Source organism: Synechococcus sp. M16CYN (genome assembly GCF_040371545.1).
Lineage (GTDB): Bacteria > Cyanobacteriota > Cyanobacteriia > PCC-6307 > Cyanobiaceae > Parasynechococcus.
In genome coordinates this window covers 976814-995892 of sequence record NZ_AP029048.1, presented here as the reverse complement: position 1 = coordinate 995892, position 19079 = coordinate 976814, and the positions used below count along the sequence as shown (strand labels likewise).

Sequence of the window (19079 nt, the reverse complement as noted above, 5' to 3'; positions counted from 1 at the left end):
CCACTATTGCCAGCATGACCTGATTCAAAGCTAAATTTTGACAGATAACCGCGTGATCGTAATTGGTGGAGGCGTCGCAGGTCTCACAGCTGCAGCTTTACTAGCTCATGACAGAGTGCCAGTGACGTTGCTAGAGGCACACCATCAGACAGGAGGATGTGCCGGCACCTTCCGTCGTGGTTCCTGGATTTTTGACGTTGGCGCGACTCAAGTGGCAGGACTCGAACCTGGAGGCAGTCATGCCAGTGTGTTTAGGCATCTGGGACTGGCCTTACCCGAGGCAAAACTTCTTGATCCTGGTTGTACAGTTGATCTGGGAGATGGGTCCCAGCCTGTTAACCTCTGGCATGATCCGAAGCGGTGGGCAGAAGAACGCGAGTGTCAGTTCCCCGGTAGCGAGCGCTTTTGGCAACTCTGTGGATTTTTACATGCCAGTAATTGGTCATTCGCAAGACGATATCCCATAGTAACACCGCGTTCCTGGTGGGAATTAGGCACGTTAATCACAGCGCTACGCCCCGCGACTTTAGCCTCAGGGCTCTTCACCTTTTTCTCAGTCGCAAATCTATTGCAATTGTGCGGTTGCAATGAGGACCGACGACTCCGTCGTTTTTTAGATCTCCAACTGAAGCTTTATTCCCAAGAACCGGCAAACCGTACGGCAGCTCTCTATGGAGCCACTGTACTGCACATGGCGCAAGCCCCTTTAGGGCTTTGGCATCTTCAAGAATCGATGCAGGTCTTGAGTAGGCAACTTGTGCATGCCATCGAGACTGGTGGCGGAGAGATCCGACTGCGTCATCGGGTCACTAGCATCTATCCCTCGTCTTCGGGTTGGGTAGCCGTAACAACAGGAGCTGATGCGCAAACAGTGAAATGGAAAGCTAGTGATGTCATCTGCAGCCTCCCGCCGCAATGTCTTCTAGACCTTATACCGATAAAATATTTGCCTTACCGTTACCAACAACGGCTCAAGGCCTTACCTGAACCAAGTGGAGCGTTGGTTCTATACGGAGTAGTCCACAGGACAGCATTACCCGTGGAATGTCCAGGGCATCTGCAACGGGGAACAGAGCAGCTTGGGTCACTTTTTGTTTCCGTTAGTCGGGAAGGAGACGGCCGCGCACCCTCTGGTCAGGCCACCCTAATCGCCAGCGTTTTTACACCAACATCTGATTGGTACGCACTCGAAGAGTCGACCTATCAAATCCGTAAAGCAAAAATCTTGGGATTAATTAAACAAGAACTCAGCAGTTGGCTTGGTCTTACCGAAAGTGCTTGGCTTCATACAGAACTAGCCACCCCTCGGGGGTTTGCTGGCTGGACCGGACGGCCTCGGGGAGTAGTGGGAGGCTTAGGACAGCATCCCAGCCGTTTTGGCCCCTTTGGACTTGCCAGTAGAACCCCTCTCTCGAGACTGTGGTTGTGCGGAGACAGCCTCTATCCCGGCGAAGGAACAGCTGGCGTCACCCTCTCCGCACTGAATGCCTGCAAACAACTTATGAAGCATCGAAGAGCTCGGTTGAGTTTCAAAGGTTGATGCCGTCTGGGGACCCCAAGAACCTAGGCCTAATCGCCTGGGTGCGTTGCAGTTCGATCTGTAGTTGAGGCCAGTTCTTCCGCAGCACAGTATCCTCCAATTGTTCGAGACTCCAGCGATACGCTGCAAGACCGCGCAACAAAGACTCGCGGTTACTGGATGCTACAGCCACACCAAGATCTGGATTGCCGCCGCCAATTCGCGTGGTATCGGCGAATCCACTTGAAGCCAGGATAAGCGCTAAACGACGGATCTTTGGATCGCGCTCGTTCCCAACGACTCGCAATAACGCCGCACTCACTAAAATGGGCATATGGGAAATTAGAGCTACTGTCTGATCATGTTGAGCAGCAGAAACCGTCAGCCAATGACTGCCCAAGCTAGTTGCCAACGACTGCACTGATGACAGAGCGGATGCATCTGTTCCTGGCTCAGGTGTGGCAATCCACGGACGTCCTCGAAATAAACCCGCAATACCTGCCTCAACTCCTGCCAAGGCAGTTCCAGTCATTGGATGACTAGCCACGAAGCGAGGATGAAGCTCCCGCCATACCTCAAGAATTGGCTGCTTTACCGATCCAACATCTGTGATTACAGCATTTTTTGGTAAGGCCTTGACTAGTGATGTCTCTGGCTGTAGCAGAACGGGAATAGGCAACGCCAAGATCACTAAATTGCAATCGGCCAAGCAAGCTGGGTCCGTACTCACTTCCGTTACTAGCTGGCGCTCCATCGCACGCTCAGCAGTCGCTGGGCGATTAACCAAACCCTGTACATTCCAGCCAGATGCCTGAAGGTCTAAACCCAATGATCCCCCGATAAGTCCCAGTCCAACGATGCCGACGCGTTTTGTTTTTCTCGCCATCACGCTCGCTTGGTCATAACGCCATACTGATGGATGGATAGCGATAAACCATTCCGCTTAACAACGTTGCTTATGGTTTATGCATGCTGGAAGCTCAGGCCCACCAACGACTCAAAACCCTCTTGAGGCAGGAGGGGTCGACTTGGCCTCATCATCTAACAGTCAGTCGTCTGGTGGGACGAAGTTTGCGCAGACGAGACACGACGCTGTTGCAACTTCCGCCAAGTAGTGGTGAACGCTGGTGGCTGGGAGTGTTAGTGCCCTTATGCCTCAACCCAGGTGCTACAGCATTGGTTCTAACACTCGCCCAGCGGAAAAGACTGTTGCAACTCGAACTGCCTCGTCTCAAACAACACGGGTTGCGTTTACCTTGCTGGCAAGGCATTGCACAATCTCCAGGAGATCAGCTTTGGATTCTTGATACAAACGAATTGGTCACTGTCTATCAACAGGATCGGTTGGGTGATCGCCAGTTGCTTATTCCGAATGTAGAGCGACTAAGTCAGCGCTTGCGGCACAGCCTTGCGATTCAGATTAATAACAGCGACTGGGAGCGACTGCGACAAGCCCACCCTGAGCTAGACCAAATAATACTAGAGTTTCACGAACGCCTCAGCCGACAGCTCTTCCAAGAATCAACACGAAATGATGACTGCGTACGGCTGCAAGGTGGTGCTTCCCAAGCACTGCGCGATCTTCTGCGCTTGGTTGGACCTTGTCCTCCTCCCTGGTCAGCATTATTGGCGACAGATCCGGTCCAATGGGCTGAATGGGCTGAGCTTGACCATCGTCTCTTACAATGGACTTGGCAACTCAGACCCTTGGAACCACTGCAGTTTCTTAACGGCTTACTTAACACACGACCAATCTTAATGCTGACCGAATCCGGCAAATGCTCCCGAATAGAACTTGAACTTAGCCAAGCTCAGGTGACTGTAGGAGTAACAGCTACTTTGCGAGAGCAAGAGTTAAAAGAGCCGTTGCCGCTATACGCCCCACATCGCCAACCTCTACCTAATACTGAGATTTATGCCCAGCACCTTTTAGAGCAGAGTCGCCGCTTGATCCTGGGTCGCACTGGACTCGCCATAGTGCTAATTGATGATCAACAATTAAGGAGACAACTCACCAGTGCTCTGGCGGCGGAATTTGGACAGCGTGTTGTTGAAGAATCCACAACTCCGGAAAGCAATGGTGTGATCAGTGCCCGCTGGGATTGGTGGCTACGGCACCATGACCAACTACCAGCACCTGAACAGTTAATCGTGGCGTTACTGCCGTTAGCAAGTCTGACCTCTCCACTTACCGCTTCTCGCGTGGAACGCTTAAAGCGTCTTGGCGAGGACTGGTTCCGCACAATGCTTCTGCCAGAAGCATTGTGCATTTTACCCGCGGCGATCGCTCCGCTCCGCCGGGCAGGAGGTCGATTAGCCATTCTTGATGGACGACTGCGCGGCCGCCCCTGGGGCGATCAGGTGTTACAACAATTGGAGCCTTGGATGCCATTGAAACGACTACTTCCAGACTGACAAATCAACTAACCATTGACGATAAGCCAAACAATTGCCCTATTCATTAACCTTGAACCGTCGCAGATTCCTTAGATGGGAGAAGCTCGCCGGCGCGCTGCTCAGGGTTTACCTCCACGCAAGCCGCAGAAAAACTCGAAGCACTTAGATACTTCACCAAGAGTGGCTTCCTGGCTGCCGATCACAAACGACCAAACTCGACGTTTCATGTCCATTGCTACGAGAGGAACATGGATCGGCATCGGAGCCATGATAGTGTTCTGGGTTATAGTACGATTCGTTGGTCCGGCAAGCGGATGGTGGACTCTTGCCGATAATCCTTAGATATGATCACGCAAGACACCTACATCACTGCCGAGGAGTTGCAGCCATTAGGATTGGAATAAGTCCCTAATTTCAGCTCCGGCACTTTAATTTTGAGAATATTAGTTACATTTTTTGGCAACGGGTCCTTTGCGCAGGGCTCGATAATGAGGCCTTGGCTTTTGGCTAAGGACTTAAAATAGACAAAAGTTACTGACACTTAATTCTCGCTTGGAAATGATTAAAAGATAATCACGGAAATTCAGTTACTGTCAAAATTAAGTGGCGCTTTTCTTGGTTTACCACATTATTAGTATTAACCTGATTAAATTAAAAGGTGGAAAAGTAGGCGATAATTTAGTTAAGTTTAAGAAGACGCTAAAACTATCTACAAGTTGTAATGGATATTACTAGTGAGGTGCAACTTAGCGAAAATAAGCATTTCAAATCAGGCCGCTTATTAAGCTTATTCAAGCCGCCGTACCCGTGTCTTTTGTGTCTGATTCTTCACCCGTAGCCAATCCTGTAGTTGTCACGGCGGGGGAATCTATCGAATTGGCTGCCACCTTGGAGCCTTCATTGAGCTTCTGACGCACCAAGGTTTCTATGGTGGTTGTAGTCTCCTGATTTTGCTTCATCCAGACGATCGCGTTATCTCGGCCTTGACCGATATTGTTACCTTCGTAGCTATACCAGGCACCTTTGCGAACAACAACGCTCGTCTCCTCGGCGAGATCAAGGAGACAACCAAGGGTACTAATGCCATGTCCGAATAAAATGTCAAATTCGGCAATTCGGAACGGAGGTGCCACTTTGTTTTTGGCCACCTTTACTCTAGCCCGAATCCCGAACTCCTCTGTGCCCTTCTTCAAGGTTTGAATACGTCGAATATCAAGACGAACAGAAGCGTAAAACTTCAAAGCGTTGCCACCAGTCGTTGTCTCAGGATTTCCATACATAACCCCGATTTTTAAGCGCAATTGATTCAAGAAGATCACCGTGCAACCAGACCTGCCGATATTTCCCGTGATCTTGCGCATGGCCTGACTCATTAAACGCGCCTGACTACCAACAACAACGTCGCCCATCTCACCTTCGATTTCCGCTCGAGGAGTTAAAGCGGCAACAGAGTCCACTACGATGATGTCTACGGCTGCGGAACGAACGAGCTGGTCAACGATCTCCAACGCCATTTCACCGGTATCTGGCTGGGATACCAGCAGGTTCTCCACATCAACCCCAAGCGACGCCGCATAAAGGGGATCCAGCGCATGCTCCGCGTCAACAAAAGCCGCCACACCTCCAGATTTTTGAGCCTCTGCAATCGCATGAAGCGTTAACGTTGTCTTACCAGAACTTTCAGGTCCATATATCTCAACCACGCGACCTTTTGGATATCCACCGCCAAGAGCCAAGTCGAGCGTCAGGGCGCCAGTCGAAATGGTTTCCACCTTCATTCGGGAGGCGTCCCCAAGGCGCATGATTGAACCTTTACCAAAATTACGCTCGATTTGACCGAGCACTAGATTCAGCGCTTTATCACGCTCTTCGGAGCAACGAGCACCGGAGTCAGAAATGACTGATTTAACATCAACAGGCATCAGAACAACTCGAAGCTAAGGAACGAGAGATCCAATGCCACGGAAGCGTCGAATCGGCTCAAACAGTATGAGTGTACGCCGATATGCTATGGCCATTCGTTTAATGGTTTTGCAAAGACCTTGAAATCAATCGGTTTAATTGTTAAAGGTAGTCCAATTAGATCAGAAGGCTTAAGGTAACCCCAGCGAGCTAAGAGACAATTTATTACTTTGAGCCCAGAGATAGAGCAAATCGTTTCCAAAGTTGCACGACGATCTTCAACAAGGGCGTAGAGCAGGCGATGGGATTGTAAACGACGCAGCACCTCAGGCTTTTCCCCTGCTTCTCGCCCATCTAGATGCCAAGGCTTCAACCCAAGATTTTCTAACAGCTTAGTAGCAAAGGCCTCACTTTTGGTGGTTAATATTGACCAGTCAGTCTTCTCATTATCAAGCGACTGCAGACGCTCGATCACGCCAGGGAAAGGCCGATGCAAAGCTAACCAGGCCATACAGTTGTATCGGATTGCGTTCTGTCGTATTTGCTCAAGAGTGGTTTGTAACTGTTTGGGATGCCAGCAACGCCGAGCCATGGCTCGGCGTTGCTGCTCTTCATAACTCGTCATCCAAAGCTGCATATCTAATCGTGGAAGTTCAGCCGCCAAAAGCACCATTTCCCAGCCGTAATGAACCCAAGGACGCAATAACCGAAAGGTCTCTGGAACTGAATCTGGACTGAAATCTGATAGGACAGCACCGAGCGAACAGCTGCTGTGCCAAGCACTCCACCAATATTCAGCCATGCCATCAACGATGACTCCATCGAAATCAAAAACAACGAGGCGACGTTTCAGCATGATAAAAAAGCTGGGCCGCTAGGATTCGAACCTAGGAATGGCGAGACCAAAACCCGCTGCCTTACCGCTTGGCGACGGCCCATCAATTACGGATGTAACTGACCACATCGACTTTACCTGAGAATGTGTGCTGATTACACCATGCCGACCTTCATCAATCTACCTAAGCCTACTCACGCTAGACAAGCTGCTACGCAAGCGATAACGATTCACCGAATCGGCTGCATCCTCTAAACCTGTTCCTCATGCAAGCAAGTAGCTCCGGAAGACGACTTTGCAACGTCACTATGTTGCTCAAAATGCTCAAGAGCAAGACAAAACTCCTCGAGACTGAACCAATTCATCATTTTGACTGTTTAAATCAGATTATTTAAATCGACAGATGAAACATCAAGATTGGGTGACAACGCTCGACGACTCAAGAGACGCTCTAAAGCGCGATCAATTTGAGGAAGCGTGTCTGCCTTGATCACCAAGATTGGCACACGCTGCTCCTTTGCTTGACGGCGCAAACCAGACTTATGACCTAGTCCTTGACGCACGCTCAGTACAACATCGGCATCACTGAGATCACTTACTAAACGCGCTGGCCAACTTTGTCGCCAAATTACCTGTTCCACCAACTGCGGAGTAATGCCACAGCAAAGAACCTGTAGGTCACTGCTGCGCTCTGTCCCATTGTCCACCTGAGGTTGCAAAGAATCAATTGAAGAAGGCGGTAGCGAAGGGCATGGTGGAGAAGCAACAGCCAAAGCCGGACGCCGAAGTAGGTTCTTTGCTTTTATAGGGTTCAGCCGCCGGACCCTCCCTTCGCTCGTGAGCTCACGCTGTTCAACCCTGGGTTGCCGACCACGCAACATCTGATCAACAGTGGAAGCCACGTCAGCATGAATTGACCAACGATGTCGAGTATGCATCTCTACTGCCGCAGGGAAAGTCGGTTCAGCTGCTCTTTCAAGTACCGTTTTCTGGCTACGCCGGCGACGCGCTTCTTCATCACCAAGTGTGATCGACTGAATTCCCCCTACTAGATCGCTAAGAGTAGGGTTTTTGATCAAGTTCCCAAGCGCATTGCCATGCGCTGTAGCAACCAGCATCACGCCGCGTTCAGCAATGGTGCGTGCTGCCAGGGCCTCAAGTTCCGTCCCGATTTCATCAATTACAATGACCTCGGGCATGTGGTTTTCTACTGCCTCTATCATGACTTGATGCTGTTGTTCAGGCCTAGAAACCTGCATTCGACGTGCGCGGCCGATCGCCGGATGGGGTATATCGCCGTTGCCTGCAATCTCATTACTAGTATCTATGACTACCACTCGACGTTGCATCTCGTCAGCAAGAACTCGGGCTATTTCTCGCAACGCCGTGGTCTTGCCCACTCCCGGTCTCCCCATCAACAAGAGGGACTGAGCGCTATCAAGTAAATCTCTCACCATCGCTACCGTTCCGAAGACGGCACGGCCTACGCGGCAAGTGAGGCCAATCACTTCCCCCTGTCGATTGCGAATCGCACTGATCCGGTGCAACGTGTGCTCAATGCCAGCGCGGTTGTCAGCACCAAACTGGCCTAAGCGATCAACCAAGTCGCTCAAATCCACTCGAGTGATGGGATTTGTTCCCAACGCCTGAGCACGATCTGGATAGCGAGCTTCAGGAATTCGCCCTAAATCCAGAACGACTTCCAAAAGTTGGTTGTGGCTCTCTTCGCTAGACAGCTCGACCCGCACTGCCTCTGGCAGCAGATCGAGAAGTCGATCGAGATCGTCAGTGACCCGATGCGTATCCATGGGATCGGTCTCTCAGGGATTTTTAGCAAGATCGGTTGATCCACGGCGCTACCAACACTTGCGCCAAAGTCGTGGCTCGCTCCCAACCCTCGGGCCAATCTCTTAAGGAAATACCACGGTGCTGAGCTTCTCTTAACAGTGGCATGAGAAGCCGTCGTGCCGCACCACCAAAAGCGATCCCGGCAGGGCGTTCTTGGCAGTCGAGATGTTTAAGTGTATGATGGTTTGTCCCACCAGCCAGCTGAAGAGGGCCTGGAGGCGCTATAGAATTCATTGCTCGCCACAGCTTAACAGCCGAGCGTGCAGTTCCTGCTCCAATATCGCCACTCATTGGTTTTCCATCCAGCTGCCATAGCGGTCGAAAACCGCTGTGTCTTAATCGAGCGTGACGACGCCAAAGGGTTGTTGCAATGCGCTCCGGCACCATTCCCATCCCACGCCTTTCAAGACCACAACTAACCGCAAGTCGTTGCAAAGACAACGAAACTTTATCGAGACTTCCCATCAAAACATCAAAACCTTGATCATGGTCTGGTGCCGTATGAATCTCCACGGCATCAGGCTGGAGCGTCACAAGTAAATCACCGACAGCCTCAAGGTTGAAACTGTAATCTTGTTCTTTAATCAAACCGTAAGAACAAGCCGGCAAACAACGTCCGCAGCCATAGCAAAGTTGTGGATCGACAGCCGCCCACTCAGCGATAGCTTCGGCAGGACAGACATGCTGGCAAGGGCGTTTGCATTCTGGTGGACAATGGGTTGGGTCAAACCAAGCCTTGCGAAAATGAACATCCAACCCATCACTTAGACTGACCATCAACCAGGGACGGTAACCACTGCGCTCCTCGACCCAAGCAAGACCCAGACGTGCTGCATGAACAACCGCTGGATTGGCAGCAACATCAATGCAGTGCACGCCTACCATGGAATAAACTGCACAAAGATCTGTGATTGATGGCAGGTCTTGATTGCTTGCGCCACAGATTAATTTGACCCAACAGCCATGAGTCAGCGACTCCTCCGGGCTTAAACGTTGAGTAAGGCCTGCATTGATTGCCATCGAAGGCTACGAGCTCCACCCATCTCCACAATTATGTGAAGGCGAGATTCACGCTTACAGAGATCGCAAAGAGATAACAGCTCAGACCGCGAAAGAACTTGGCCTTCTAAAAGCCATAGCGCTACAGAATCCACACCATCGAACAGATCCCCCATCAATGGAACAACCTGTTGAATTTCTCCAACAGCAGCGCCACGACCGACACAATTATGACCGAGGTGTGGCGGTCTAATCCCGTGCTTTCGAGTCAGGAAAACCTCAGGATCACCCAAGCCTCGTGCCGAAGTAATCCGGGTACGGTAACCACTACAGCGGAGTCGTCGCAATAAGCGCGTCTCAAACCCCCCTTCAAGTGGGGAGTGAACAGCAAGGCACCCATTGGCTTCGAGATCACGGCGAAATCCCCGGCTGTTGATGAGTAGGGGCATGGGGGTTGTATAACAATCGCAAGAGTCTGGCAGCTAAGCAAACAAGGGGGCCGTTTTTTAGTTAGTGGTGTAGACTAAGTGACCGTTCTGCACTTCTGTGCCCGTCCGCTAGCCGGGCATTCGGCTGACAGAGCAGATTCGGCGATTATGCCGGATTTTTGGGCCAAAGCGGTCACTAGATTCTCTTTCTGAGACTTGACATCCGCCGGGAAACTTTTTGAGCAAGCAGTTGCTTAAGCAAGTCCTAGCCTCGCTGAGTCATCAAACGCTAGTCCCGTTCGAAAGCCGTTCAATTTCGGAACATCGTCTCGGATCGTGGCTGTGTTTTTCGATCGGCACTTTTGCCCCATCCGGGAAACCGGAGAGTGGTTGTTCCAGTTGGTGCTTTTCCCTTCCATGTCAATCGGCATTCTCGGGAAGAAGTTGGGCATGTCCCAGCTCTTCGACGAGCAAGGCAGAGCGGTCCCCGTCACTTTGATCGAGGCCGGTCCCTGCCGTATCACACAACTTAAAAACGATGACACTGATGGCTACGCCGCGGTGCAGATCGGCTTCAGCAAAACTCGCGAGAAGCTGATCAATAAACCTTCAAAAGGTCACCTCACTAAATCAGGCGAGAACCTTTTGCGCCACCTTCGCGAATACCGCATTCACAATGTTGACGGCTTCGAACTTGGTGGTTCCATCACAGTTGGCGAATTTGAAGTTGGCCAAAAAGTGGACATTAGCGGCAACACTATGGGTCGAGGTTTTGCAGGCTTGCAAAAACGCCACGGTTTTAGACGTGGTCCAATGACCCATGGCTCAAAAAAACATCGGCAACCAGGTTCCATCGGCGCCGGCACGACCCCGGGTCGAATCTATCCTGGCAAGAGGATGTCAGGACGGCACGGCGGTAAAAGAACCACAACCCGCGGCTTGGTCATTCTCAAAGTGAATATCGATCGCAACTTGTTGGTGGTAAAGGGTTCCGTTCCGGGAAAACCTGGGGCGCTGCTGAATATTCGGCCAGCCGTGCGCGTAGGCGCCTCTCTTGCCCAAAGAGGTGAGTGATGACCAGCTGTGTAGTTCGTGATTGGCAGGGTAGAGAAGCTGGTGAGGTAACCTTGGATCTCAAAATAGCGAAAGAAGCCACTGCTAGGGACCTCATGCACCGTGCTGTTTTGCGTCAGCAAGCTCACGTTCGCCAAGGCAATGCAAGCACTCTCACTCGTTCAGAGGTACGTGGTGGTGGTAGAAAGCCCTACAAGCAGAAGGGGACAGGTCGAGCACGCCAAGGGTCTGTTCGCACCCCTTTACGTCCCGGTGGCGGCATCATTTTCGGACCCAAACCTCGCAGTTATAACCTCGTTATGAATCGCAAGGAGCGTCGTCTGGCGCTGCGGACGGCGCTAATGGCTCGTGTTGATGACATCACTGTAGTGAAGGATTTTGGATCAGCCCTTAAAACCCCGAAGACACGTGAAATTACCGATGCACTCGGACGTCTGGGCATCAATAAGGATGCCAAGGTGCTAGTCATCCTGACGAATCCCTCCGAGGTGGTACATCGTTCCGTACGCAATCTTCAGAGAGTGAAGCTGATTCAAGCTAATCATCTCAACGTCTTCGACCTACTCCATGCCAACACTTTGTTATTGGGGGAGGAAGCCCTTGCAACCATTCAGGAGGTTTACGGAGATGACTAAGCATTTCCGATCACGTTTGGCAGATGTTATTCGCCAGCCATTGATTACTGAGAAGGCAACCCGTGTTCTCGAGTTAAACCAATACACCTTTGAGGTTGACCATCGTGCTGCAAAGCCAGACATCAAAGCCGCTATCGAGCAGCTTTTTGATGTAAAAGTGGCAGGTATTAGCACCATGATACCTCCGAGACGATCCCGTCGTATGGGCCGTTTCACAGGCAAGCGTACCCGGGTTAAGAAGGCAGTAGTGCGTTTAGCTGAGGGCAACTCGATTCAACTCTTTCCTGAGTCCTGAAGGGTCTGACTCAAACTATGGCAATTCGTAAATTCCGCCCCTATACCCCCAGCACGCGCAGCCGCGTCGTCACTGACTTCAGCGAGGTCACCGGCCGCAAGCCGGAAAAGAACCTGGTGGTCTCCAAGCACCGCCACAAAGGCCGTAACAACCGCGGCGTCATCACTTGCCGCCATCGCGGTGGCGGTCATAAGCGGCTTTATCGCCTCGTAGACTTTCGCCGTAACAAACACGGCGTCGCCGCTAAAGTGGCAGGGGTCCACTACGACCCCCATCGTAACGCCCGGTTGGCTTTGCTCTTTTACGCCGATGGCGAAAAGCGCTACATTCTTGCTTATGCAGGGGTGCGGGTCGGCCAAACGGTGGTTTCAGGTCCAGAAGCACCCGTTGAAAACGGTAATGCAATGCCACTTTCGTCAGTACCCCTCGGTTCCAGTGTGCATTGCATCGAGCTCTATGCCGGTCGTGGTGGGCAGATAGTGCGAACTGCTGGGGCTAGTGCTCAGGTAATGGCTAAGGAAGGTGATTATGTAGCTCTTAAACTACCCTCTACCGAGGTTCGGTTGATTCGGCGTGAGTGCTACGCCACTGTTGGTGAGGTTGGCAACTCAGAAGTGCGCAACACAAGTCTCGGTAAAGCCGGTCGGCGCCGTTGGCTTGGACGTCGCCCCCAGGTACGAGGCAGTGTGATGAATCCCTGCGATCATCCCCACGGTGGCGGTGAAGGTCGGGCACCAATCGGCCGCTCTGGTCCGGTGACCCCCTGGGGCAAACCCGCTCTTGGCCTTAAAACTCGCAAGCGGAATAAACCTAGCAACCGATACGTACTGCGGAAACGTCGCAAGACGTCCAAGCGGAGCCGTGGCGGGCGTGATTCCTGAATTTTATATAAATTTGGCCGCTTCTTAAACTCATTATGGGACGTTCACTCAAAAAAGGCCCGTTCATCGCTGACAGCCTGCTCCGTAAGGTTGAAAGGCAAAACAACACTAACGATAGATCTGTGATCAAAACCTGGTCACGTGCTTCGACAATCCTGCCGACAATGATCGGCCACACCATTGCTGTTCATAACGGCAAGTCTCATGTTCCGGTGTTCATCACCGAGCAAATGGTGGGCCACAAACTGGGGGAGTTTGCTCCTACTCGCACCTTCAAGGGCCATACCAAAGACAAGAAAGGAGGCCGCTGAGCTATGGCTTCGTCCACTACCCCCACGACGGCCCCTACTGCTCAAGCTCACGGACGTTTCATCCGCGGTTCTGCTTCGAAAGTACGTCGTGTGCTCGACCAAATTCGAGGCCGTACTTATCGCGACGCTCTGATCATGCTCGAGTTCATGCCCTATCGCTCTACTAAACCAATCACCAAGGTGCTCAGATCTGCAGTGGCCAATGCCGAAAACAACCTCGGTCTTGATCCAACCTCTCTCGTCATCTCGCGTGCCAGTGCCGACATAGGCCCTTCTATGAAGCGATACCGGCCTCGGGCCCAAGGCAGGGCCTACCAAATTAAAAAGCAAACCTGCCACATCAGTATTGCTGTGACTATTCAGACCAACTCCTGACCCTCGGATTCCGACCTAATGGGACATAAAATTCATCCAATCGGTCTACGCCTGGGGATTACCCAAGAACACCGGTCACGCTGGTATGCCTCCGGTAAAACATATCCGGCTCTTCTACAAGAAGACGATCGGATCCGAAAATTCATTCACAAGAAATACGGTTCTGCCGGTATCAGTGATGTACTGATAGCTCGCAAGGCCGATCAACTTGAAGTTGAATTGAAAACAGCACGTCCCGGCGTTCTTGTAGGACGGCAGGGCAGCGGTATTGAAGATCTTCGTGCTGGAATCCAGAAGACCGTTAGAGACAAGAGTCGCCACGTGCGAATCAATGTTGTCGAAGTAGAACGTGTCGACGGCGATGCGTTTCTTTTGGCTGAATACATCGCCCAACAACTGGAAAAACGTGTGGCGTTTCGTCGCACCATTCGAATGGCTGTGCAGCGAGCTCAGCGAGCTGGCGTCCTAGGGTTGAAAATCCAGGTATCTGGACGCCTTAATGGCGCTGAGATTGCACGGACCGAGTGGACTCGCGAAGGCCGCGTCCCTCTGCACACCCTTCGTGCTGATATTGACTATGCAACCAGGGTGGGCAAAACTACTTATGGTGTTCTTGGGATAAAAGTTTGGGTATTCAAGGGTGAAGTGCTAAGCGAACAATCTCAAACAGTGCCAGTGGGGGCTAGTCCCCGTCGCCGGGCCAGTCGCAGGCCTCAACAGTTCGAGGACCGCTCAAGTGAGGGTTGATCGGAGATTTAAACCATGCTTAGTCCAAAACGTGTCAAATTCCGCAAACAACAGCGAGGTCGTATGCGTGGCATCGCGACTAGAGGCAACACCATTGCCTTTGGTCAGTTTGCTTTACAAGCCCAAGAATGTGGCTGGATTACTTCGCGCCAAATCGAAGCCAGTCGCCGTGCCATGACCCGTTATATCAAACGTGGTGGAAAAATCTGGATTCGCATTTTCCCTGACAAACCGGTCACGATGCGTGCTGCCGAAACCCGCATGGGCTCTGGCAAGGGTAACCCAGAATTCTGGGTGGCCGTGATCAAGCCAGGCCGGATCCTTTTCGAAATGAGTGGTGAGGAAATCACCCCCGAGATTGCACGAGAAGCCATGCGCCTGGCTCAATACAAACTGCCCGTAAAAACTAAATTCATCATCCTAGAGGAAGAAAAAAAGAACGCTGGAGCCTTAACTCCGGCCACTGTCAAGGCTGCTACTGCGGAGCACTAAGTTATGGCCCATACCAACGCTAATGAGGTTCGTAACCTTTCTGATGCGGATATTAGCGAGAAAATCGATGGTTTGCGCCGCGAGCTTTTTCAGCTGCGTTTTGAGCGAGCTACACGGCAGCTCGTCAACACGCACCGTTTTAAAGAAACCCGTATCAAGCTGGCCCAATTGCTGACGGTGCAATCAGAACGCCAACGCTCCATCATCTCCTGATCCCTACTCTAAATCATGGCAGTCAAAGAACGGGTCGGCACCGTCGTAAGTGACAAGATGGAAAAAACTGTGGTGGTTGCGGTGGAAACCCGTTTCCCTCACCCCATTTATCAAAAGACAGTTAGCCGCACCACTCGCTACAAAGCACACGATGAAGACAATTTCTGTCGCATTGGTGACCGGGTCCGCATTATGGAAACCAGACCGATGAGTCGACAAAAACATTGGGCGATAGCCGAGGTGCTCAGTCGTAGTGCAAAGTCGAACACTGCCGATGCTAATGCAAAAGGAGCATCCCCAGAGGTCACCCAATGATTCAGCAGGAGTCCCTCCTTACCGTTGCTGACAACAGTGGCGCCAAACGAATTCAATGCATCCGCGTGCTGGGAACAAATCGTCGCTACGCCCATGTGGGCGACGTCATTGTCGCCACTGTCAAAGATGCGATGCCCAACATGGGTGTCAAGAGGTCTGATGTAGTCAAAGCAGTCGTGGTTCGTACTAAGGCCACCCTGCGTCGCGATACAGGCAATTCGATCCGATTTGACGACAATGCAGCCGTGATCATCAACGATGACAAGAACCCCAGAGGCACCCGTGTTTTCGGACCCGTGGCCCGAGAACTGAGGGATCGTAGTTTTACCAAAATTGTGTCCCTAGCTCCGGAGGTCATTTGAATCGTGACTGCAGCAACCTCAAAGTCCAAGGCCGCTGAGCGCATTAAGATGCGAATTCGCAAAGGCGATACCGTACAGGTGATCGCTGGCAAATACAAAGGTAAGACCGGAGCCATACTTCGCACTTTGCCTAATGAGAATCGCCTAGTCGTGGAAGGAGTCAATATACGCACCCGTCACGAAAAACCGTCCCAAGAGGGGGAGAACGGGCGCATCGTCACTGAGGAAGCATCTATACACGCTTCTAACGTGATGCTGTACTCAATTAGCGGGAAAATAGCAAGCCGAGCTGAGATCATCATTGAAAAAGATGGTACCAAAAAGCGCAGACTTAAAAAGACAGGTGAAGTCCTTGACTAATCCCGATTTCTGACCAAGTACGGAAGCACCCCACCTGCATCATGTCACTTAAGAAGCGTTACCGGGAGACTATCCAGCCCAAGCTATTGAAGGATCTCTCTCTCGCCAACATCCACGAAGTCCCGAAGTTGGTGAAAGTCACCGTCAACCGAGGACTCGGCGAGGCTGCTACTAATGCCAAATCCCTCGAGGCCTCGGTAAGAGAACTTGCACAGGTCACCGGCCAGAGGGTTGTTGTGACCCGTGCCAAGAAGGCAATTGCAGGTTTCAAAATACGCCAGGGCATGCCGATTGGCTGCTCTGTAACCCTGCGAGGTGATCGAATGTACGCTTTCTTAGAGCGCCTTATTAACCTTGCACTACCGCGAATTCGCGACTTTCGCGGAGTAAGTCCGAGAAGCTTCGACGGACGTGGCAACTACACCCTCGGGGTACGAGAACAAATCATTTTCCCTGAAATTTCCTTCGACCAAATCGATGCCATCAGAGGCATGGATATCACCATTGTCACTACTGCCCGTTCTGACGAAGAAGGTAAGGCCCTCCTTAGCGCAATAGGAATGCCATTCCGGAGCAATTGAACCCTTTCTGTCAATAACTATGGCTAACCACGACCCGATTTCCGACATGCTCACCCGCATTCGCAATGCGAGTGAGAAACGTCACGAGACCACCAAAATTCCTGCTTCACGGATAACTCGTAGTATTGCTAAAGTTTTGCGCCAAGAAGGTTTCATCTCCGAAATCAACGAAGAAGGCGAAGGCTTCAAAGCTGAGCTGGTTCTCTGTCTCAAGTACAGCGGTAAGAACCGTTTACCTACTATTCGATCCATGCAACGCGTAAGTAAACCGGGACTTCGAATTTATAAAAACACTCGCGGTCTTCCCAAGGTCCTTGGAGGTCTCGGCATAGCAATCATTTCAACCTCTAAAGGTGTGATGAGCGACCGTGATGCGCGCCGCGAGAAAGTTGGAGGCGAAGTCCTCTGTTATGTCTATTGATCTGGAACTAAATCATGTCACGTATAGGAAAAAATCCTGTCTCTATCCCGAATGAAGTCACCATACTTCTCGATGGTCTAACGATTAGAGCCAAAGGCCCCAAGGGCGAACTCGAGCGTAGGCTTCCTGAGGGCGTCAGCATTAGACAGGAGGCCAACACAGTTATTGTCGCTCCCACAAGTACTAAACGCATCTCGCGTGAACGCCATGGATTAAGTCGCACCCTTGTTGCAAACATGCTAGAGGGGGTGAGCAACGGCTATAGCAAAACTCTCGAAATTGTCGGCGTTGGTTCTCGTGCGCAGGTTAGGGGCACAACTTTGGTAGTAAGTGCTGGCTACAGCCATACTGTTGAAATCACAGCTCCTGCTGGTATTACTTTCAGGGTAGATAACAATACTAAGGTAGTCGTCTCAGGCATCGACAAAGAATTAGTGGGCAACGAGGCCGCTAAGATTCGCTCAATTCGCCCTCCTGAGCCTTACAAAGGCAAGGGCATCAAATACGAGGGTGAGCGCATCCTGCGAAAAGCAGGCAAATCTGGCAAAAAATAAGCCTTTTAAGCGGCGTTACTCCTCCTCACCCATCTATGTCAAAACTCACTCGCAAGCAACAGACACGAAAACGCCATAGGCGCTTGCGTCGCCATATTGCCGGCACTTCCAGCCGTCCCCGACTGGCTATTTTTCGCTCCAACAACCATATATACGCCCAGCTTATCGACGACGTTGCTCAAAGTACGCTCTGTTCTGCTTCAACCATTGATAAGGAGCTTCGTCCTGATCTCAAAACCAACAGTGGTGGATGTGATGCTTCGGTCGCCGTTGGTGAGCTTGTTGCTAAGCGCGCGATAACTAAGGGCATCCATCAGGTGGTTTTTGATCGTGGAGGCAACCTCTACCACGGCCGGATCGAAGCTCTTGCTAACGCTGCTCGAGAAGCAGGCCTTCAGTTTTAATACCTGCCTCTACAACTGTGACAGATTCCTCTTCCCAATCTAATTCTAGTGCTGTACCTGGTGCAGCAAATGTGCCAGCTGCGGGTGAAGTTCAACAGCAAGAACAACGTCGCGGTGGTGGTGGTCGCGGCGACCGGCGCGGTGGACGCCGCGGTGACCGGCGTAGCCAAGACCGTGATTCCGAATGGCAGGAGCGTGTGGTGCAAATCCGCCGCGTCTCCAAAACTGTTAAAGGTGGTAAAAAAATGAGTTTTCGAGCCATTGTTGTCGTCGGAAACGAAAAAGGTCAAGTTGGTGTTGGTGTCGGCAAAGCTGGCGATGTAATTGGTGCTGTTCGCAAAGGCGTTGCGGATGGCAAAAAGAATCTTGTTAAAGTGCCCCTCACCCGTCACAGCTCCATTCCGACATTGTCAAATGGACATGATGGTGCTGCCAGCGTACTAATCCGGCCTGCGGCTCCAGGAACTGGTGTTATCGCCGGTGGTTCTATCCGTACTGTTCTTGAACTCGCTGGCATCAAAAATGTCTTAGCGAAACGCTTAGGAAGTAAGACCCCTCTTAACAACGCAAGAGCTGTCATGGTGGCTCTATCCAGTCTCCGCACTCACAAGGAGACTGCAAAAGAACGAGGAATATCACTTGAGCAGATTTATTCCTGATTTCACAATGACCTTCAAACTCAACTCTCTCAAGGCCAATAAAGGCTCCCGTCGCCGCAAATCGCGCAAAGGACGTGGCATTGCTGCTGGTCAAGGCGCAAGCTGCGGTTTCGGCATGCGTGGTCAGAAATCTCGTTCAGGTCGATCGACTCGCCCAGGATCTGAAGGTGGTCAGATGCCCCTATATCGTCGCGTCCCAAAATTGAAGCATTTTCCCTTAGTTAACCCTAAATCTTTTACTCTTTTGAATGTTTCTGCTTTAAACAGTATTAAAGAGAACAGTATTGTAAATTTGGATTCTTTAGCTAAAGATGGCATTGTCACTAGCTCTAAACATCCCCTTAAGATTCTTGGAGATGGTGAACTTACTACGAAAAATTTGACGGTCCAAGCTTCAGCTTTTACATCTTCGGCACGCAGCAAAATTGAATTTGTTGGTGGTAGTTGCGAAACCCTTACTAGCTAAACGGGT

The 19079-nt window shown here is 51.3% G+C and carries 27 protein-coding genes and 1 tRNA gene; 21 read left to right on the top strand and 7 right to left on the bottom strand.

Annotation, left to right across the window (positions count from 1 at the left end; all coding sequences use genetic code 11):
* The first annotated feature begins 37 nt into the window (after window positions 1-37).
* Window positions 38-1540 carry a C-3',4' desaturase CrtD gene (gene crtD / locus ABWV55_RS04820; protein ID WP_353291063.1) on the top strand — a complete coding sequence of 501 codons (1503 nt, stop codon included), beginning with the start codon at window positions 38-40 and terminating at the stop codon, window positions 1538-1540.
* Here the strand turns inward: crtD and ABWV55_RS04815 are convergent.
* On the bottom strand, window positions 1530-2405 hold the full coding sequence (locus tag ABWV55_RS04815; RefSeq protein WP_353291062.1) for a prephenate/arogenate dehydrogenase: 876 nt from the start codon (window positions 2403-2405) through the stop codon (window positions 1530-1532). The two genes, crtD and ABWV55_RS04815, sit on opposite strands and share 11 nt — an antisense overlap.
* A gap of 83 nt (window positions 2406-2488) precedes the next feature.
* Here ABWV55_RS04815 and ABWV55_RS04810 point away from each other — a divergent pair, with 83 nt between their 5' ends.
* Complete coding sequence (locus ABWV55_RS04810) at window positions 2489-3934, top strand: helicase (RefSeq protein ID WP_353291061.1); 1446 nt, start codon at window positions 2489-2491, stop codon at window positions 3932-3934.
* Window positions 3935-4009: 75 nt separating this feature from the next.
* Window positions 4010-4258 (top strand): DUF2839 domain-containing protein, encoded by a 249-nt coding sequence (locus tag ABWV55_RS04805; RefSeq protein WP_353291060.1) that lies wholly within the window; start codon window positions 4010-4012, stop codon window positions 4256-4258.
* 449 nt (window positions 4259-4707) lie between these two features.
* Here ABWV55_RS04805 and recA read toward each other — a convergent pair whose 3' ends face one another.
* The 6 genes from recA to ndhN form a co-directional block, all read right to left on the bottom strand.
* On the bottom strand, window positions 4708-5838 hold the full coding sequence (recA, locus tag ABWV55_RS04800) for a recombinase RecA (RefSeq protein ID WP_353291059.1): 1131 nt from the start codon (window positions 5836-5838) through the stop codon (window positions 4708-4710).
* An 86-nt stretch (window positions 5839-5924) separates the two neighbouring features.
* Window positions 5925-6674 carry an HAD family hydrolase gene (locus ABWV55_RS04795; RefSeq protein WP_353291058.1) on the bottom strand — a complete coding sequence of 250 codons (750 nt, stop codon included), beginning with the start codon at window positions 6672-6674 and terminating at the stop codon, window positions 5925-5927.
* A 10-nt stretch (window positions 6675-6684) separates the two neighbouring features.
* A tRNA-Gln gene (locus ABWV55_RS04790) sits at window positions 6685-6756 on the bottom strand.
* Window positions 6757-7030: 274 nt separating this feature from the next.
* Window positions 7031-8461 carry an AAA family ATPase gene (locus ABWV55_RS04785; protein WP_353291057.1) on the bottom strand — a complete coding sequence of 477 codons (1431 nt, stop codon included), beginning with the start codon at window positions 8459-8461 and terminating at the stop codon, window positions 7031-7033.
* A gap of 22 nt (window positions 8462-8483) precedes the next feature.
* Window positions 8484-9521 carry an LdpA C-terminal domain-containing domain gene (locus ABWV55_RS04780; protein WP_353291056.1) on the bottom strand — a complete coding sequence of 346 codons (1038 nt, stop codon included), beginning with the start codon at window positions 9519-9521 and terminating at the stop codon, window positions 8484-8486.
* Entirely contained in the window at window positions 9488-9949 is a 462-nt protein-coding gene (gene ndhN, locus ABWV55_RS04775; protein WP_353291055.1) for an NAD(P)H-quinone oxidoreductase subunit N, read from the bottom strand. The genes ABWV55_RS04780 and ndhN overlap by 34 nt, the downstream gene beginning before the upstream one ends.
* 396 nt (window positions 9950-10345) lie before the next feature.
* Here ndhN and rplC point away from each other — a divergent pair, with 396 nt between their 5' ends.
* Genes rplC through rplO form a run of 18 tightly spaced genes read left to right on the top strand, consistent with a single transcriptional unit; the run spans window position 10346 to window position 19073 of the window.
* The gene (gene rplC, locus ABWV55_RS04770) at window positions 10346-11002 is read left to right on the top strand and encodes a 50S ribosomal protein L3 (RefSeq protein WP_353292580.1); all 657 of its coding nucleotides are present in this window, start codon (window positions 10346-10348) and stop codon (window positions 11000-11002) included.
* Entirely contained in the window at window positions 11002-11637 is a 636-nt protein-coding gene (gene rplD / locus ABWV55_RS04765; RefSeq protein WP_353291054.1) for a 50S ribosomal protein L4, read from the top strand. The genes rplC and rplD overlap by 1 nt, the downstream gene beginning before the upstream one ends.
* Window positions 11630-11932 carry a 50S ribosomal protein L23 gene (locus ABWV55_RS04760; protein ID WP_353291053.1) on the top strand — a complete coding sequence of 101 codons (303 nt, stop codon included), beginning with the start codon at window positions 11630-11632 and terminating at the stop codon, window positions 11930-11932. The genes rplD and ABWV55_RS04760 overlap by 8 nt, the downstream gene beginning before the upstream one ends.
* A 17-nt stretch (window positions 11933-11949) precedes the next feature.
* A complete protein-coding gene (rplB, locus tag ABWV55_RS04755; RefSeq protein ID WP_353291052.1) occupies window positions 11950-12813 on the top strand; it encodes a 50S ribosomal protein L2 in 864 nt (287 codons plus the stop codon).
* 35 nt (window positions 12814-12848) lie between these two features.
* On the top strand, window positions 12849-13124 hold the full coding sequence (gene rpsS, locus ABWV55_RS04750) for a 30S ribosomal protein S19 (protein ID WP_353291051.1): 276 nt from the start codon (window positions 12849-12851) through the stop codon (window positions 13122-13124).
* Window positions 13125-13127: 3 nt separating this feature from the next.
* Window positions 13128-13499, top strand: a complete 372-nt coding sequence (gene rplV, locus ABWV55_RS04745; RefSeq protein ID WP_353291050.1) for a 50S ribosomal protein L22 — start codon at window positions 13128-13130, stop codon at window positions 13497-13499.
* A gap of 18 nt (window positions 13500-13517) precedes the next feature.
* Window positions 13518-14246, top strand: a complete 729-nt coding sequence (gene rpsC, locus ABWV55_RS04740; protein ID WP_353291049.1) for a 30S ribosomal protein S3 — start codon at window positions 13518-13520, stop codon at window positions 14244-14246.
* Between the two features lie 15 nt (window positions 14247-14261).
* Complete coding sequence (rplP, locus tag ABWV55_RS04735) at window positions 14262-14738, top strand: 50S ribosomal protein L16 (RefSeq protein ID WP_353291048.1); 477 nt, start codon at window positions 14262-14264, stop codon at window positions 14736-14738.
* A gap of 3 nt (window positions 14739-14741) precedes the next feature.
* Entirely contained in the window at window positions 14742-14951 is a 210-nt protein-coding gene (gene rpmC / locus ABWV55_RS04730) for a 50S ribosomal protein L29 (protein ID WP_353291047.1), read from the top strand.
* Between the two features lie 15 nt (window positions 14952-14966).
* Complete coding sequence (gene rpsQ / locus ABWV55_RS04725) at window positions 14967-15266, top strand: 30S ribosomal protein S17 (RefSeq protein WP_353291046.1); 300 nt, start codon at window positions 14967-14969, stop codon at window positions 15264-15266.
* Window positions 15263-15628 (top strand): 50S ribosomal protein L14, encoded by a 366-nt coding sequence (gene rplN / locus ABWV55_RS04720; RefSeq protein ID WP_353291045.1) that lies wholly within the window; start codon window positions 15263-15265, stop codon window positions 15626-15628. Before rpsQ ends, rplN begins: the two co-directional genes overlap by 4 nt.
* A 48-nt stretch (window positions 15629-15676) precedes the next feature.
* Window positions 15677-15988: a 50S ribosomal protein L24 gene (gene rplX, locus ABWV55_RS04715; protein WP_353292579.1), complete on the top strand. Its 312-nt coding sequence runs from the start codon at window positions 15677-15679 to the stop codon at window positions 15986-15988.
* A 41-nt stretch (window positions 15989-16029) separates the two neighbouring features.
* Window positions 16030-16569 carry a 50S ribosomal protein L5 gene (rplE, locus tag ABWV55_RS04710; protein WP_353291044.1) on the top strand — a complete coding sequence of 180 codons (540 nt, stop codon included), beginning with the start codon at window positions 16030-16032 and terminating at the stop codon, window positions 16567-16569.
* 19 nt (window positions 16570-16588) lie between these two features.
* Window positions 16589-16990 carry a 30S ribosomal protein S8 gene (rpsH, locus tag ABWV55_RS04705; RefSeq protein WP_353291043.1) on the top strand — a complete coding sequence of 134 codons (402 nt, stop codon included), beginning with the start codon at window positions 16589-16591 and terminating at the stop codon, window positions 16988-16990.
* A gap of 14 nt (window positions 16991-17004) precedes the next feature.
* The gene (gene rplF / locus ABWV55_RS04700) at window positions 17005-17544 is read left to right on the top strand and encodes a 50S ribosomal protein L6 (RefSeq protein WP_353291042.1); all 540 of its coding nucleotides are present in this window, start codon (window positions 17005-17007) and stop codon (window positions 17542-17544) included.
* 35 nt (window positions 17545-17579) lie between these two features.
* A complete protein-coding gene (gene rplR / locus ABWV55_RS04695; protein ID WP_353291041.1) occupies window positions 17580-17948 on the top strand; it encodes a 50S ribosomal protein L18 in 369 nt (122 codons plus the stop codon).
* 17 nt (window positions 17949-17965) lie between these two features.
* The gene (gene rpsE, locus ABWV55_RS04690; RefSeq protein WP_353291040.1) at window positions 17966-18607 is read left to right on the top strand and encodes a 30S ribosomal protein S5; all 642 of its coding nucleotides are present in this window, start codon (window positions 17966-17968) and stop codon (window positions 18605-18607) included.
* Between the two features lie 7 nt (window positions 18608-18614).
* Window positions 18615-19073: a 50S ribosomal protein L15 gene (gene rplO, locus ABWV55_RS04685; protein WP_353291039.1), complete on the top strand. Its 459-nt coding sequence runs from the start codon at window positions 18615-18617 to the stop codon at window positions 19071-19073.
* The last annotated feature ends 6 nt before the right edge of the window (window positions 19074-19079 follow it).

Coding starts and splice junctions, on each gene's coding strand:
- ndhN (WP_353291055.1), bottom strand. CDS start 9,949: ATGCCCCTACTCATCAACAGCCGGGGATTTCGCCGTGATCTCGAAGCC.
- rpsQ (WP_353291046.1), top strand. CDS start 14,967: ATGGCAGTCAAAGAACGGGTCGGCACCGTCGTAAGTGACAAGATGGAA.
- ABWV55_RS04785 (WP_353291057.1), bottom strand. CDS start 8,461: ATGGATACGCATCGGGTCACTGACGATCTCGATCGACTTCTCGATCTG.
- ABWV55_RS04760 (WP_353291053.1), top strand. CDS start 11,630: ATGACTAAGCATTTCCGATCACGTTTGGCAGATGTTATTCGCCAGCCA.
- rplC (WP_353292580.1), top strand. CDS start 10,346: ATGTCAATCGGCATTCTCGGGAAGAAGTTGGGCATGTCCCAGCTCTTC.
- rplX (WP_353292579.1), top strand. CDS start 15,677: ATGCGAATTCGCAAAGGCGATACCGTACAGGTGATCGCTGGCAAATAC.
- rplO (WP_353291039.1), top strand. CDS start 18,615: ATGACCTTCAAACTCAACTCTCTCAAGGCCAATAAAGGCTCCCGTCGC.
- rplD (WP_353291054.1), top strand. CDS start 11,002: ATGACCAGCTGTGTAGTTCGTGATTGGCAGGGTAGAGAAGCTGGTGAG.
- rplP (WP_353291048.1), top strand. CDS start 14,262: ATGCTTAGTCCAAAACGTGTCAAATTCCGCAAACAACAGCGAGGTCGT.
- rpsH (WP_353291043.1), top strand. CDS start 16,589: ATGGCTAACCACGACCCGATTTCCGACATGCTCACCCGCATTCGCAAT.
- ABWV55_RS04815 (WP_353291062.1), bottom strand. CDS start 2,405: ATGGCGAGAAAAACAAAACGCGTCGGCATCGTTGGACTGGGACTTATC.
- ABWV55_RS04805 (WP_353291060.1), top strand. CDS start 4,010: ATGGGAGAAGCTCGCCGGCGCGCTGCTCAGGGTTTACCTCCACGCAAG.
- rplB (WP_353291052.1), top strand. CDS start 11,950: ATGGCAATTCGTAAATTCCGCCCCTATACCCCCAGCACGCGCAGCCGC.
- ABWV55_RS04810 (WP_353291061.1), top strand. CDS start 2,489: ATGCTGGAAGCTCAGGCCCACCAACGACTCAAAACCCTCTTGAGGCAG.
- rplE (WP_353291044.1), top strand. CDS start 16,030: ATGTCACTTAAGAAGCGTTACCGGGAGACTATCCAGCCCAAGCTATTG.
- ABWV55_RS04780 (WP_353291056.1), bottom strand. CDS start 9,521: ATGGCAATCAATGCAGGCCTTACTCAACGTTTAAGCCCGGAGGAGTCG.
- rpsC (WP_353291049.1), top strand. CDS start 13,518: ATGGGACATAAAATTCATCCAATCGGTCTACGCCTGGGGATTACCCAA.
- recA (WP_353291059.1), bottom strand. CDS start 5,838: ATGCCTGTTGATGTTAAATCAGTCATTTCTGACTCCGGTGCTCGTTGC.
- rpmC (WP_353291047.1), top strand. CDS start 14,742: ATGGCCCATACCAACGCTAATGAGGTTCGTAACCTTTCTGATGCGGAT.
- rplV (WP_353291050.1), top strand. CDS start 13,128: ATGGCTTCGTCCACTACCCCCACGACGGCCCCTACTGCTCAAGCTCAC.
- rplN (WP_353291045.1), top strand. CDS start 15,263: ATGATTCAGCAGGAGTCCCTCCTTACCGTTGCTGACAACAGTGGCGCC.
- rplF (WP_353291042.1), top strand. CDS start 17,005: ATGTCACGTATAGGAAAAAATCCTGTCTCTATCCCGAATGAAGTCACC.
- rpsS (WP_353291051.1), top strand. CDS start 12,849: ATGGGACGTTCACTCAAAAAAGGCCCGTTCATCGCTGACAGCCTGCTC.
- ABWV55_RS04795 (WP_353291058.1), bottom strand. CDS start 6,674: ATGCTGAAACGTCGCCTCGTTGTTTTTGATTTCGATGGAGTCATCGTT.
- rplR (WP_353291041.1), top strand. CDS start 17,580: ATGTCAAAACTCACTCGCAAGCAACAGACACGAAAACGCCATAGGCGC.